This window comes from Saccharolobus shibatae B12 (genome assembly GCF_019175345.1).
Taxonomy (GTDB): domain Archaea; phylum Thermoproteota; class Thermoprotei_A; order Sulfolobales; family Sulfolobaceae; genus Saccharolobus; species Saccharolobus shibatae.
In genome coordinates, this window is sequence record NZ_CP077717.1 from 1,162,461 (window position 1) to 1,175,276 (window position 12,816).

The 12,816-nt window shown below is 35.1% G+C and carries 15 protein-coding genes; 8 read left to right on the forward strand and 7 right to left on the reverse strand.

Going from position 1 to position 12,816, the window contains the following annotated elements:
- The first annotated feature begins 85 nt into the window (after nucleotides 1-85).
- Nucleotides 86-448, forward strand: a complete 363-nt coding sequence (locus J5U23_RS16075) for a hypothetical protein (RefSeq protein WP_322789633.1) — start codon at nucleotides 86-88, stop codon at nucleotides 446-448.
- Here the strand turns inward: J5U23_RS16075 and J5U23_RS06500 are convergent.
- Nucleotides 432-632, reverse strand: a complete 201-nt coding sequence (locus J5U23_RS06500; protein ID WP_218259998.1) for a hypothetical protein — start codon at nucleotides 630-632, stop codon at nucleotides 432-434. The genes J5U23_RS16075 and J5U23_RS06500 overlap by 17 nt on opposite strands.
- Nucleotides 633-1,187: 555 nt before the next feature.
- Between J5U23_RS06500 and J5U23_RS06505 the strand changes: the two genes are divergently transcribed.
- The 7 genes from J5U23_RS06505 to J5U23_RS06535 all read left to right on the forward strand — a co-directional run bounded on the left by J5U23_RS06505 (nucleotide 1,188) and on the right by J5U23_RS06535 (nucleotide 7,100).
- A complete protein-coding gene (locus J5U23_RS06505; RefSeq protein WP_218267505.1) occupies nucleotides 1,188-1,949 on the forward strand; it encodes a sulfocyanin-like copper-binding protein in 762 nt (253 codons plus the stop codon).
- A 39-nt stretch (nucleotides 1,950-1,988) separates the two neighbouring features.
- Nucleotides 1,989-2,753 carry a hypothetical protein gene (locus J5U23_RS06510; RefSeq protein WP_218260000.1) on the forward strand — a complete coding sequence of 255 codons (765 nt, stop codon included), beginning with the start codon at nucleotides 1,989-1,991 and terminating at the stop codon, nucleotides 2,751-2,753.
- Between the two features lie 41 nt (nucleotides 2,754-2,794).
- Nucleotides 2,795-3,778, forward strand: coding sequence for an iron-containing alcohol dehydrogenase (locus J5U23_RS06515; protein ID WP_218267308.1), 984 nt, complete (start codon nucleotides 2,795-2,797; stop codon nucleotides 3,776-3,778).
- A 1-nt stretch (nucleotide 3,779) separates the two neighbouring features.
- Nucleotides 3,780-4,226 carry a hypothetical protein gene (locus tag J5U23_RS06520; protein WP_218267309.1) on the forward strand — a complete coding sequence of 149 codons (447 nt, stop codon included), beginning with the start codon at nucleotides 3,780-3,782 and terminating at the stop codon, nucleotides 4,224-4,226.
- A gap of 134 nt (nucleotides 4,227-4,360) precedes the next feature.
- Nucleotides 4,361-4,981 (forward strand): ParA family protein, encoded by a 621-nt coding sequence (locus J5U23_RS06525; RefSeq protein WP_218267310.1) that lies wholly within the window; start codon nucleotides 4,361-4,363, stop codon nucleotides 4,979-4,981.
- Between the two features lie 115 nt (nucleotides 4,982-5,096).
- The gene (locus J5U23_RS06530) at nucleotides 5,097-6,014 is read left to right on the forward strand and encodes an alpha/beta hydrolase (RefSeq protein WP_218260003.1); all 918 of its coding nucleotides are present in this window, start codon (nucleotides 5,097-5,099) and stop codon (nucleotides 6,012-6,014) included.
- A gap of 75 nt (nucleotides 6,015-6,089) precedes the next feature.
- On the forward strand, nucleotides 6,090-7,100 hold the full coding sequence (locus J5U23_RS06535) for an acryloyl-coenzyme A reductase (protein ID WP_218267311.1): 1,011 nt from the start codon (nucleotides 6,090-6,092) through the stop codon (nucleotides 7,098-7,100).
- Here the strand turns inward: J5U23_RS06535 and J5U23_RS06540 are convergent.
- The 6 genes from J5U23_RS06540 to J5U23_RS06565 form a co-directional block, all read right to left on the reverse strand.
- Complete coding sequence (locus J5U23_RS06540) at nucleotides 7,086-8,273, reverse strand: acetyl-CoA C-acetyltransferase (RefSeq protein ID WP_218267312.1); 1,188 nt, start codon at nucleotides 8,271-8,273, stop codon at nucleotides 7,086-7,088. The genes J5U23_RS06535 and J5U23_RS06540 overlap by 15 nt on opposite strands.
- A 37-nt stretch (nucleotides 8,274-8,310) precedes the next feature.
- Complete coding sequence (locus J5U23_RS06545; protein ID WP_218267313.1) at nucleotides 8,311-9,210, reverse strand: acyl-CoA dehydrogenase family protein; 900 nt, start codon at nucleotides 9,208-9,210, stop codon at nucleotides 8,311-8,313.
- A 4-nt stretch (nucleotides 9,211-9,214) separates the two neighbouring features.
- Entirely contained in the window at nucleotides 9,215-10,141 is a 927-nt protein-coding gene (locus J5U23_RS06550; protein WP_218260007.1) for a R2-like ligand-binding oxidase, read from the reverse strand.
- Nucleotides 10,142-10,231: 90 nt separating this feature from the next.
- A complete protein-coding gene (locus J5U23_RS06555; protein WP_218260008.1) occupies nucleotides 10,232-10,990 on the reverse strand; it encodes an SDR family oxidoreductase in 759 nt (252 codons plus the stop codon).
- A gap of 37 nt (nucleotides 10,991-11,027) precedes the next feature.
- Entirely contained in the window at nucleotides 11,028-12,074 is a 1,047-nt protein-coding gene (locus J5U23_RS06560) for an alcohol dehydrogenase catalytic domain-containing protein (RefSeq protein ID WP_218267314.1), read from the reverse strand.
- A 280-nt stretch (nucleotides 12,075-12,354) separates the two neighbouring features.
- Entirely contained in the window at nucleotides 12,355-12,759 is a 405-nt protein-coding gene (locus J5U23_RS06565; RefSeq protein WP_218267315.1) for a DUF3211 domain-containing protein, read from the reverse strand.
- Nucleotides 12,760-12,816: the final 57 nt, after the last annotated feature.

The following is a 12,816-nucleotide window of genomic DNA, read 5'->3' on the forward strand; positions in this document are numbered from 1 at the left end:
GTACTGTATTTTTTATTAATATTTATTATTTATCCGCATCCTCAAATAGGTATCAATTAAATAGCTCTTATGTCAAATTAATACTGTGAAAAAGAAAGCAATTGGACTAAGCAATGATGGTTACTATGTAATATTTCTCCATTCAGAGAACGAGATAGGGTATAAAAAGACTCATATCAACGAAATGTATTATGTTTCATTCTTTAGTATCTTATTAGTTTCCATTTTATACGTAATTTTCAGAGATATCTTCATCCTATTTCTTTTTATCATACCTGTTCTAATCTATCTAATTACGATATTAATCTCCTTACATCTCTACAAACCTGAGGTTTATGAAAAAATAGTTAAACTTGAAATTAAGGACAAAATCATCAAAATTCACACTGCTAACAAAACGTTCATAATACGGAAGGGAAAAATCCTTGGTTTCACTGACCAGATTTAGGCTTTATTGTTATTGTCCCACTATCCTCATCAACTTGAAGCATATATTTTGTTCCGAATTTCTCTACCATTGACTTAGGCAAGTATAGGTTTAATGGCAATGTGAAGTATTCATATTCGTATACTTTTCCTCTTACATTTTTCTTTCCTACTAATCTTTTAGCTTCAACTTCTCTTTCTTTCATAAGATAATGTGCGTACTCTCTCTTTTTAAAACTTTTCCATAATGTACTTTAACACCTTTTATTAAGATATGAGCTTTGCCTACAACTATTTAACCTTGTTAAATAAGTTCTTAATATAATTTATTATTTACTAAATTTTATTTGGAAAGAATGATTCAAAAGCCTTAACTTTTTAACTCCATGAGGAGTAGGATTGTGATAATGTTTTTGCATGAGGATTAGGTAATTCTAGACTATGTAAAAACGACTAATATCTATAATTGTTAGAACGGTATATTGGTCCTCTTTACTACATAAGTCTCTCGTCATCGAAATTATTATATCTTTAGGCTAGTTCAGTTGTATATTGCATGCATAAAATTCAACTATCAGTATTTGATAATATTTTTCGTCAAATGAATATACAAAATTAAATAAAAAGTAATTATTAAATCCAGTCAAAGCTATTAGTCACCTAAACTTAAGTAGATTTGTGATTCCATATTATTTTGATAATAGAGTTAATTGCTATATTTGGGAAAAGATTTAAATATGATTCTATGGGACTTAGCAGTCATGAATACGTCAATAATTATAGCTGTTATAGTTATAGTAATAATAGTAGTAGGAGTAGTTGCTTACCTAACGTTAGTGCATCATCCTGCCATGGTACCTTCCACAACAAGTTCAGTTGAGACAACTACAACAAGCTTCGCTTTAACCTCAACATCTTCCACAACTACAACAAGCTCGACTTCAACATCTTCCACAACTACAACAAGTTCATCTACTACGTCTTCCACTACTATTACCACGACACAGTCGGTAACTTTACCTCCTGGGGCTAATATGTTACCTTATAATCCTAATAACAAGACTGTATTTATCTATCTAACTGTTACAGCTACTGGTCCAACATTTAACTATAATGGGACTGCATATGGACAAATGAAAATTTACGTTCCTGCAGGATGGAGTGTGATGATAATTTTAACGAATGAACAATCTATTCCCCATAACGCAAATATAATATTAAATAATACTCAAATACCGAATAATCTCAATATTTCTAAGGATGGGAAAATTCTACTATATGTTGGTGATTCCCCATCGGATTTCACAAGTAATGGAGTTCAACCAGGTCAGACTGCAATTGGGATATTAGATAATATTTCAGCTGGTTACTATTGGATCGCTTGTGGAATAACTGGCCACGCTGAAAACGGAATGTGGGCTGATTTAATAGTATCAAATTCTTTGTCAGTTCCATACTTCATAATTTCCTCCTCATCCTCTACAACGTCTACAACCACATCATCATCTGCAAGTTGGGGTTAAGGGAAAATTTTTTATTTAATATTTTTCTTAAATATCATTATGATTAAAAGACTAACAATATCCCCTATTTTTCTAATAATTTCCTTGATAACTTATGATCTCAGTAAGTCTGACATTCTTCTCTACTCAACAATATCAACAATATCGTTTTGGATATTCGTGATTCTAATCTTACCAACCTCTTTCTATAACTATATCAAGGATGGTATTGTAAAAAATTGGAGAAAGAAAATATTTTGGTTAATAGTAGGATTATATATATCCTATCATGTAATTCTCTACTCATTCTTCTTCTATTTACTCCTTCCTGGTTCAATTAGGGCTATAAGTTTTAGTCTCTCATTCAATGCGGGGATAGGATACTCCGTACCTCCCCCATTAACATTTTTTCTAGAATGGGTATCAAACAGTCCTGCAATATGGTTCTTCATAGGTCCTTATGAGGGAGATATCATACCCTTCTCTACCTTCATAGGAGTTATATTAGCGTTATTGATAGGGTTAAACGTTATGGAAATAATTAAATTGTGGGGAATTTCAAATAAACTTAGTAAGTCAATTGTTTTGGTTCCTTCTCTAGGAGTTGTGTCTGGCTCGTCTTGCTGTGTGTTCTTACCCAGTATAATTATGTATTCTATTGCCCTTTCAATAAGCTCAATTACAGCAACAATACTCTCCATTTTATCTTCATTTACGTATTTCGTATTAGCATATTACGGCTTACCAATAATCTCAGCTACTGTCCTATTTCACAATCTTACGTTACTTAATAAATTGAACAAAAAACTATCGTTTAACAGATAGAGTTTTGTAAGTTTATTAATTTATTTGCTAGATATTAATATATGTTTAAAATAGAGTACCCCACTACACAAGTAATTTATGGAATCAACGCATTAGATTGGTTAACAAACGTAAAAGGTAAAAGAATAGCCTTAGTTACCACTAGAAGTTTACTTAAAAGTAAAATTCTCGAACAAATATTAAGTCTAATAAATGCGGAAGTAATTGAAGGACCTAGGCAGCACACTCCAGCAGTTGATGTAAACAATTTAACGGAGAAACTTAAAGGATATGATATTGTAATAGGCCTGGGAGGAGGGAGTATAATAGACGGTATAAAGCTTTCATTTAATGGTTATTATATAGCTATACCTACCACCTTTTCTGGGGCGGAGCATACTAGATCTGGAGGAGCGACAGTTGATGGGATAAAGAAAAGTAGGATAGGAAAAGAGGCAGATGTGATAATCTTAGATCCAAGAGCTACGCTCGAAACCCCAAAATGGTTACTTATAGCCAGTGGGGTAAGGGCGATAGACCACGCAGTGGAAGCATTATACTCTAAAGACTCTACGCCATTTACTGATTCCTTGGCCATAGAAGGTTATAAAAAGCTAGTTAAGTGCCTAAGGGATCTGGATTCCTTTGATAATAGGGCATTATGTCAAATAGGCACGTGGCTATCGTCATTGACTATGAGATATGCGAAAATGGGGATAAGTCATAATTTCGGTTACGTATACGGTCCTAGATTTAACATACCTCATGGAGTAACCTCTTGTATCTCATTACCATCAGCAATTAAGTTGAATTATAGTGTAGCAGGAAATAAACTGAAGGAAATAGAGAGTGAAGGGGAGCTATTATACGAGTTCATGGATAAATTCTTGAAGGAGATAGGAGCTAAGCGGAGATTATCCGAATTTACTACCTTGGATGAGGCATTAAAATATGTACCAACTTTCGTTGAGATTGTGAACAATAGTGGAAATCCAATTAAAATTGACATGGAAACAGCTAAGAGATTTGTGGAAGAGGTCTTTTAAAATGATAGAGTGGAAGGGTTTTGGAAAAAGATGGGGTAAGTGTGAGGAGTGTTGGCTAGCTTATGAAAGGGGAATTCAACATGAGCACTCCTTAAACTGTTATAAATTGGGAATTCCAATAGATGCTCTAAAAGTTCCCTTAGATCAGTTTTTAAATATAACTAAGGATCTATCTGGAAAATATGCGATTTTTGGGTTTCCTCTAAACCTCTTAAGTAGGGGGGTCATAATTTTCTATTTTAATACAAAAGAAGAAATGGAAAACTTTATAGAAAGTATAAGGAATTATATTAAGGATGAAATATCATTTAGGGAAAAGAAGTTTTATGATACTTTTGTTAATGTAGAATGGATTGGAGGTATGAATTGGAGGAGAGGGTGTCCGGAATACGATAGGAAATTTGGCGATTGGAGAAAATGGATGAATTACCACAAACAAGATTGGTAGTGCTCAAACTATAAATCGTAATGTAAATACTTCTATAGATATAGTTGTCCATTTAAATTTCATATAAAAGAACGAGAGTAGTTAGAATCTTTCTAACTAATCTTTATTAAGGAAAATACTTACCTAAAATAGATATGTCTATTTCAATTTTTATCCTAAGCCTAAAAGGGGGAATAGGCAAGAGTAGACTATCTTATGAATTATCTAAATATATTTCTGAAAAGAAACTTAAGAGAGTTCTCTTGATCGATAACGATTCTCTATCAACTTTATCAAACGTCCTAGGACATTATGGTGATGGATTACTGGACGGTTTCGATTTAAGGTCTTCATTAAAAGAAATAGATGGTATTTTCATACTTAAACTACGTAATAGAGTACACTTGTTAGATAAATTTTATGATAATGAAAGATTAAATCAACTTAAATTAATCTTATCCAAAAATTGGGATTACATTATAGTGGATAATTATGTTGGAATACAAGAGGAAAATCCAATAATTAAAGCTGTTTATGAATTTTCTCAGCTTAAAATAGGTATTTTCCTTAGTGATGACTTGTCACTGGATTCTACTACAGAATATTCCAATAGTTGGAACCATATAGATTCTAAACATGTAATATTAGTTAATAAAGTTTTCGACAGCTCCAATATCATAGATAGGACTATTATTAACGCCATATTAAACCGAAATGTTAATGATTATGTTAAAGGATTTAACGTGAAGAGAACCAATAGGATAGATATATCTTAATATTTATGGCAAGATTTTAGCGCTAGATATTATAATCGTACTTATAGATTCTAAAGTCGAACCACCAAAGTGAGGTATATAAAAGATTTAATCTTTGGAATTTCAATATTAATATATGCCCCTAGATCCTCGAATCAAAAAGCTACTAGAATCAGGTTTTGTCGTACCTATAGGTAAAGCTTCAGTAGACGAAGTTAGAAAAATATTCAGACAATTAGCATCAGCAGCACCTAAAGCTGAAGTGAGAAAAGTAGAAGATATAAAAATACCAGGGAGTGAAACCAGTATAAACGCTCGAGTGTATTTTCCAAAAGCTAAAGGTCCCTATGGAGTTTTGGTATATCTTCATGGAGGAGGTTTTGTTATAGGGGATGTGGAATCTTATGATCCATTGTGCAGAGCTATTACCAATGCGTGCAATTGTGTAGTAGTATCAGTTGATTATAGGTTAGCTCCAGAATACAAGTTTCCCTCTGCTGTTATCGATTCGTTTGACGCTACTAATTGGATTTACAATAATTTGGACAAGTTTGATGGCGAGATGGGAATCGCTATTGCAGGGGATAGTGCTGGTGGAAATTTGGCTGCAGTCGTAGCTCTTCTCTCAAAGGGTAAACTTGATTTAAAGTATCAAATCCTAATTTACCCAGCAGTAGGTTTCGATAGTGTTTCAAGATCCATGATAGAATACTCTGATGGGTTCTTCCTAACTAGAGAGCATATAGAGTGGTTCGGTTCTCAATACTTGCGAAGTCCTGCGGATTTACTAGATTTTAGGTTCTCTCCAATTATAGCACAAGATTTAAGCGGATTACCTCCAGCCTTAATAATAACAGCTGAATACGATCCATTAAGGGATCAAGGAGAGGCCTATGCGAACAGATTACTACAAGCTGGAGTCCCGGTTACTAGTGTTCGATTCAATAACGTTATACACGGATTCCTTTCGTTTTTCCCTTTAATAGATCAAGGAAAAGACGCTATAGGGCTAATAGGTTCTGTTTTGAGACGTACATTTTATGATAAAAGTTGATAATCTTTTTATTTTAATTTTTGTTTTAAGGCATTATTAAAAACATTTAAAAAGAGTCAATAACAAATTAAGACTATGAAAGCTGTTATTCTTCCAGCTCATAAACAAGGTTATAGAATTGAGGAAGTACCAGATCCTAAACCGGGTAAGGATGAAGCCATTATTAAGGTTAACAAGGCTGCATTGTGTTATAGGGACTTATTGCAAATAAAGGGATTCTACCCAAGATCCAAATATCCATTAATTTTAGGTCATGAAGTTGTGGGAACTGTAGAGGAAGTTGGAGAAGACGTTAATGATTTTAAGAAAGGAGATAGAGTTACGTCAATGCTTTTTGTCCCTGACTGGTCGTGCGAATATTGTAGAAGCGGAGAAGAGGTTTACTGTAAGAATAGGGTTCTATATGCTCAAGAACTAGATGGGTTTTTCGCAGAAAAGGCCAAAGTTAAGGCTAGTAGTCTAATCAAATTGCCTGAAGGTGTATCCGATGAGGGAGCTGTTATAGTTCCATGTGTTGCAGCCATGGTTTATAGGGGTCTGAAAAAGGCTGGAATAAAGGAAGGGGAAATTGTATTGGTTACTGGAGCAAGTGGTGGTGTGGGGATTCACGCAATTCAAGTGGCAAAGGCTTTAGGGGCTAAGGTAATAGGAGTTACTAGTGGGGAAAGCAAGGCTAAGATAGTTTCTAAATATGCTGACTACGTAATAGTAGGGGAGAAGTTCTCAGAAGAGGCTAAAAAGATAGGTGATGTTTCCATCGTTATTGAAAACGTTGGTCCCTACACGCTGGAGGAAAGCATGAGGAGTTTAAGGAGCGGTGGGAAAATTATCCAGATCGGTAATTTAGATCCCTCTGTAACGTTTAATTTAAGGTTGGGCTATTTGATTCTTAAGGACATGAATTTAATGGGGCATATAGGTGCAAACAAGAGAGATATAATAGAGACTCTAAACCTCGTCAAGGAAGGAAAAATAGAACCGGTTATTGGAAATGAGTTTAGGTTGGAGGATTTTGAGAAAGCTCTTGATTTACTGAACAATAATAAAAATAGGTATGGAAAAATATTGATCTCAAACTCTTTCTAGAACTAATGCTCCTCCTTGTCCTCCACCTACACACAGAGTTGCAACACCATAATCCTTTCCCTCCAGTATTAATTGTCTAGCCAAGGTGCCTACTAATCTAGCTCCAGTAGCTCCCAAGGGATGCCCTATGGCAATAGCACCTCCTCTCTTATTTACGGTGCTCTCATCCAACTCCAATTCTTTTATAGCATTTAATACTACGACAGCAAACGCCTCGTTTATTTCCCATAACTCTATTTTTCTAATACTTAAATTTGCCTTTTCTAAGGCCTTTTTAGAGGCTGGAACTGGACCCTTCCCCATTACCGCTGGAGGTACTCCTGCAAATCCAAAGCTCTTAATCTTAGCCATTGGAGTTAGGCCATACCTCTTTAATGCGTTCTTTGACATTAGAAGTACATAAGAAGCTCCTGAATTTAAAGGTGCGGAATTTCCAGCAGTTATACTACCATTAGGTTTGAAGGCCGGAGGAAGCTGAGCTAACTTTTCTAGGCTAGTATCTGGCCTAACCGATTGATCCACGTTTACAACACTCTTCTTTCCCTCAACTTCTACCTCAATAGGTAGGATCTCGTCCTTAAAATATCCCTCTTGAATGGCTTTCCACGCTAATTGATGACTCCTTAAAGACCATCTATCCATCTCCTCCCTATTTATTTTAGCTTCTTCAGCTAGTTTCTCAGCAGTTAATCCCATAACGTATCCTGTAGTTAAATCGTATTCAATATACTTATTATCAGTTAGAAACTTAGTGTTAATTTCAATATGGGGGTTATCGAACATTGGTGTTCTAGATAGTTTTTCAACTCCACCTGCCAATACTATATCAGCCATTCCAGTCGATATTTCCATGGCTCCTATAGAAACTGTGGTTAACGATGAAGCGCATTGTCTATCCACAGCCATCGTTGGTATGTTATATGGTAATCTCGCTGCGAAAACCTCATGTCTACCTCCAAAAGTCCATTGCTCACCTACTTGAAGTGCACATCCAGTGATTATTTCATCTATCTCTTCTGCCCTAATTCCGTTTTTCTCTATTAACCTTTTTATCACCATTCCAGCTAATTCTTCTGGTCTTATATTGTAGAAAGGATCCTTTTGATAGTCCTTACGAGAAAATCTTGTAAACGCTGTTCTTGCGTAATCTACTAGATATACATCCTCTAACATCTTCTCATCTACCTATTATATTATTTTATTTGATAGATTATATAGGTTGCAGGAACTCAGAGATATCCACTTTACTATTGTATAACTTACTTAATGTAAGCGCTCTCCTTAAATGGAGGTGGATATCAAGATCATCCGTAAATCCTATCCCACCATGAACTTGTATACCACTTAAAATAACCTTAGGTATCTTCTTATTAGCCAAATCCTTAGCTATCCAAGCGTACTTCATATTTTCAGCAGCTTCCAAGATTAAAGATCTAGCTAATTCCACATCAATTGCGTCATTAACCACTCTATGTTTTATTGCTTGATACGAACCTATAGGTTTTCCAAAAGCAACCCTTTCTTTACTATACTTGATTGACATGCTAACAACTTCTTCACCACTTCCCACCATCTGAGAGGCTAATGAAAGTGCAATTTCAGCGTTATTAACTTCTATATCTTCATGGTTTCCAATGTGGTCTACTTTACTGATTTTCATGGAGCTATCAAGGGAATTGAAAGTACGAATTGTGCAGTTGCTTCTCTTAATCAGTCTATTTCCTATTACTATATAATCAGCATCATCAGCCGAGGGCACGAAGTTTGAATCAGATATTGCTAATTTAATTTCACCGGCGTAGAGTCTATTTAAAATGTCCTTGTTCTTAATACCCCTAGATGCTACTATACTACTTACTACAATTCCAGGCAATAATTTTCTACCAATAACTTCATTTATTATCACGTTATCTCTTAATGATAGTGTGGAAAGGTAAGGTAAGATATCAAGCTTAATTATTTCCTTCCATATTTCCTTAATATAATCCTTGTTTCCTTCCATTACTGCCCTTAACTTTTTTGTGGACCACCTTGATTCCAGTAATTCATTTAAACTGCTTAAAATCAGTTTAAGATCCTCGCTAATTTCGAAGTTAAGATCTAGGAGCATTTAATCACCATGATTCAATTACATCCAAATCCTTTGGTAATAACATTTCCAATTTCATCTGCTTAGCTCTATTAATCGCATCAATCCTAGTATTTAAGAGCTTTTTAGCGTAGTCTACTAGCTCCATTCCAGTCAAATTAAAAGGTAGGCTCTCAACTTGGGGCATTGTAGGTTCAGAGAATATTCCTATAGCATATGGTGCAAGGTAATTTATGTGATCCATGGCAACTTTGTATATTCCCTCTCCATGTTCCTTTACTAGTCTTGTAATTAAATATACTCCAAACGCTATATGTCTAGACTCATCAGTAGCTATGAGGTTTACCATTTTAGCCAGACCGGGTAGGATCTTTCTTGAATTCGTTATCAGTCTGAAAATATTGTAACCTCCTTCAGCTGCTACTCCTTCAACTATTAAATTGTAAGTTACTACAGCTCTAACTTGATTTTCTGGCGAAGGATCTCTGGATAAATTCCACATGGCCTTTGGTAATTCTTCATAGAATATCTTCCTATAATTAGGCGAAAGATCTTTTGTATATGCGCTCAGATCTTCCATAACATTGACTACGTCAAAAAATCTTCTAAATGCCTCAACGTGCTTAGATTCCTCATAAACGAATTGTTCTAAATACATCACTTCCTCCACTCTTCCCTCCTTAACTAATGTCACAATTAGCGGATGAAGGTCTAATGCCACGGCTTCTTCTCCCGCAGCAAACTTTGACCCAACATTTATTATGAACATCTTTTCTAAATCATTCAATTTTTTCCAGTCTTCCGCGTCTTTACTTAGATCTACATTGGCTGGATCCCAGAAAAGCTTCTTCCCAAGCTGATATAACTTCATTGGAAATAGTGACCAATTTAAGCCTCCAGATCTTATGGACTTAAAATACTCATGCTTATATTCTTCAAAACTCATTCCCATAATTAACTATAAATGATTTGTTTATATTTAAATTTTGCCTTAGATACGATAAAATAAAGTTTTAGTTAAGCTATTAAATGAAAAAGACCCTTATTTTATTCCACCTTTTATGCTCTCTCCAGAATCTAACACGAAAACTTGCCCTGTGAGAGACTCTATCTTAAGAATTGCTGCAGTGAATTCGGCTACCTCTTCTGGATCAAGAATCTTGCCCATTAAAGTGAATTTTTCACCAAATTCCTTTTCACTCATCCCTAACACTTGAAACATACTTTCACCTAGTTTAGTCTTCACGAATCCTGGAGCTATAGCATTAACCCTTATTTTAGGTGCTAGTTCTAAAGCTAAGTACTTTGTTAACGCAATTACTGCAGCTTTCATAGCGCCATATATTGATAAGCCATAGGCTGGCGATACTCCAGCAACTGATGCAATGTTGACAATTGCTCCTCCATCTCTCATTTCCTTTGCGAAACTTTGAGAACAGTAAACTACAGATTTAAAGTCTGTTGAAATGTGTTTATCTAGAAGTTTATCGTCTACGTTTAAAAAAGGAGAGAATAGTCCTAAACCAGCATTATTTATCAATATGTCAGTTACTCTATATCTATCGATGGTCGCTTTAAGTAAATTTTCACATCCTTCCCTCGTGGAGACATCAGCTAAGATCCCAATAGCTTCTCCTCCATTCTCCTTAATGATCTTTATAGTTTCATTCATCTCCTCAGCCCTCTTTTTAGCGTTTACTACAACTAAACTACCTTCATTAGCTAATCTCACAGCTATTGCCCTACCAATACCCCTACCGGAACCCGTTACAACAACAACCTTATTCTTTAGAGAGTACATGAATAATATAAAATTTTTAGCAATAAAAAACTTTTTCCTAATTCCACCTTATTATTGCCCTTATATGTAATCCTTTCTTTAAATTCTCATATGCCTCATTTATCTTGTCTGGAGTGTAAATATGCGAAACTAACTTCTTAATATCAATTTTCCCAGAAGAGGCTAAACTCACTAGCTCTGGTAAGTCAATTCTGGGTCTGTAGCCTAAACTTCCTATTAAGGTTATGCCTCTAGAGACAAATAGCGTTACGGGAATTTGCGCCAATGTAGAGAATCCTCCCAATCCAGTGACAACTATAGTCCCACCGCTTTTAACTACTTCTAACGATAATTTGAGATCTGGATAGGGTTTAGTCTCATACACTATATCAGCACCATCTTCCAAAGTTTCCAAAACTTTCGCTCTAGCGTCACTTTCGTTTGCGTTAATAATATGAGTTGCACCCAATTCCTTAGCTCTCTTTAATTTATTCTCATCTATGTCAACCGCAATAATGGGATTTAACCCAATTGAGTTGGCTAATTGTATCGCGGCAGAACCTACGCCACCAGATCCCACTATAACGATGCTCTTCCCTGAAGTAGCGTTAGCGCTCTTTAACGCGTTATAAGCAGTACCGTATGCACATGCAATTGGTGAAGAATAGTATGGATCGAGATTTTTGGCTAGGGGAACTACTGCTATCTCTGGAACAGTTAAATACTCAGCGTGACCTCCATTAATACCAATTAGGCCTACAAGTCTTTTCGCATTCTCTTTACAATAATTCTCCTTTCCACTCGCACAATATCTACATATACCACATGGAACAATCCATGACACCAGAACTGGATCTCCCTCCTTTAGTCCATATGGGTTTTTAACATTTCCACCTATCTTCTCTACCCAACCGGCTATTTCATGACCAATTATAAATCCGTTAGGAAGTGGCCCTACTAGTTCGCCACTTAATAGATGTAAATCGCTATGACATATTCCAGTTGAGGCTACTTTCACTAAGACTTCCCCTTCTTTTGGAGTAGGATTAGGAACTTCTTCTATTTTTAATGGTAATCCATACCCCTTATATACGGCTGCCTTCATTACTTCTTTCTATTCTCTAATACAATTAATTTCTTCCTTTATAATAGTTGGCTTTTTATTCGATACCTATCTATTTAAATATAAACTCCTCTAGTGATATAGGATATAATTTTAATGTAGAATCATACATTGTATAAAGTGTATGTAATATAAAATACAAGCAAAACAGTCAACTTTTAATGGTAGTAGCCTCTACTATTTTCAAACAATTTATCTAAATTGATAATCGAGTCAGAATTCAGTCTTGCTTTTCAAAAGAATCGCTTTTACCAAAATTGGTTCAGATCTTTCTCTTTATTCTTTCCAATCTTACTTCCTCGTCAAGTCTTTCCATATTTTTCTCAATTTTTCTCCTTAAGGAGAATTTAACAAAAGAGGCAAATCTGCCTTCATATTCCACTACTAGCCTAATCTCACCCTCTTTAAATAAGTCAAATTCTAAGACTCCACCTTCTCCTTTTTGTGTTCCCACGCTATAAAACTTATAAGATACCTTATTATTCCCTACATAAACCGTACCGTGTAGGATTATAGATGTGACTCCTAACGATATTAATGCATCAAATTCATTTCCCTTTACGGTTACTGTTTCAGCTCCTAATATCTTGTATAACGTGAAAATAGGATCTGAGAGAATCTTAGATAATGCTTGTATATCATGCTGTGTAGGGAGCGTGAGTTCCATAGATTTATTTTCCTATTTATTCTTTTTATGCTTTTCTATTATCAAATAAAAAGAAAA

Excerpts from the sequence above, each read along its gene's own strand:
- J5U23_RS06500 (WP_218259998.1), bottom strand. The coding sequence starts at position 632 with ATGAAAGAAAGAGAAGTTGAAGCTAAAAGATTAGTAGGAAAGAAAAAT.
- J5U23_RS06505 (WP_218267505.1), top strand. The coding sequence starts at position 1,188 with ATGAATACGTCAATAATTATAGCTGTTATAGTTATAGTAATAATAGTA.
- J5U23_RS06510 (WP_218260000.1), top strand. The coding sequence starts at position 1,989 with ATGATTAAAAGACTAACAATATCCCCTATTTTTCTAATAATTTCCTTG.
- J5U23_RS06515 (WP_218267308.1), top strand. The coding sequence starts at position 2,795 with ATGTTTAAAATAGAGTACCCCACTACACAAGTAATTTATGGAATCAAC.
- J5U23_RS06520 (WP_218267309.1), top strand. The coding sequence starts at position 3,780 with ATGATAGAGTGGAAGGGTTTTGGAAAAAGATGGGGTAAGTGTGAGGAG.
- J5U23_RS06525 (WP_218267310.1), top strand. The coding sequence starts at position 4,361 with ATGTCTATTTCAATTTTTATCCTAAGCCTAAAAGGGGGAATAGGCAAG.
- J5U23_RS06530 (WP_218260003.1), top strand. The coding sequence starts at position 5,097 with ATGCCCCTAGATCCTCGAATCAAAAAGCTACTAGAATCAGGTTTTGTC.
- J5U23_RS06535 (WP_218267311.1), top strand. The coding sequence starts at position 6,090 with ATGAAAGCTGTTATTCTTCCAGCTCATAAACAAGGTTATAGAATTGAG.
- J5U23_RS06540 (WP_218267312.1), bottom strand. The coding sequence starts at position 8,273 with ATGTTAGAGGATGTATATCTAGTAGATTACGCAAGAACAGCGTTTACA.
- J5U23_RS06545 (WP_218267313.1), bottom strand. The coding sequence starts at position 9,210 with ATGCTCCTAGATCTTAACTTCGAAATTAGCGAGGATCTTAAACTGATT.
- J5U23_RS06550 (WP_218260007.1), bottom strand. The coding sequence starts at position 10,141 with ATGGGAATGAGTTTTGAAGAATATAAGCATGAGTATTTTAAGTCCATA.
- J5U23_RS06555 (WP_218260008.1), bottom strand. The coding sequence starts at position 10,990 with ATGTACTCTCTAAAGAATAAGGTTGTTGTTGTAACGGGTTCCGGTAGG.
- J5U23_RS06560 (WP_218267314.1), bottom strand. The coding sequence starts at position 12,074 with ATGAAGGCAGCCGTATATAAGGGGTATGGATTACCATTAAAAATAGAA.
- J5U23_RS06565 (WP_218267315.1), bottom strand. The coding sequence starts at position 12,759 with ATGGAACTCACGCTCCCTACACAGCATGATATACAAGCATTATCTAAG.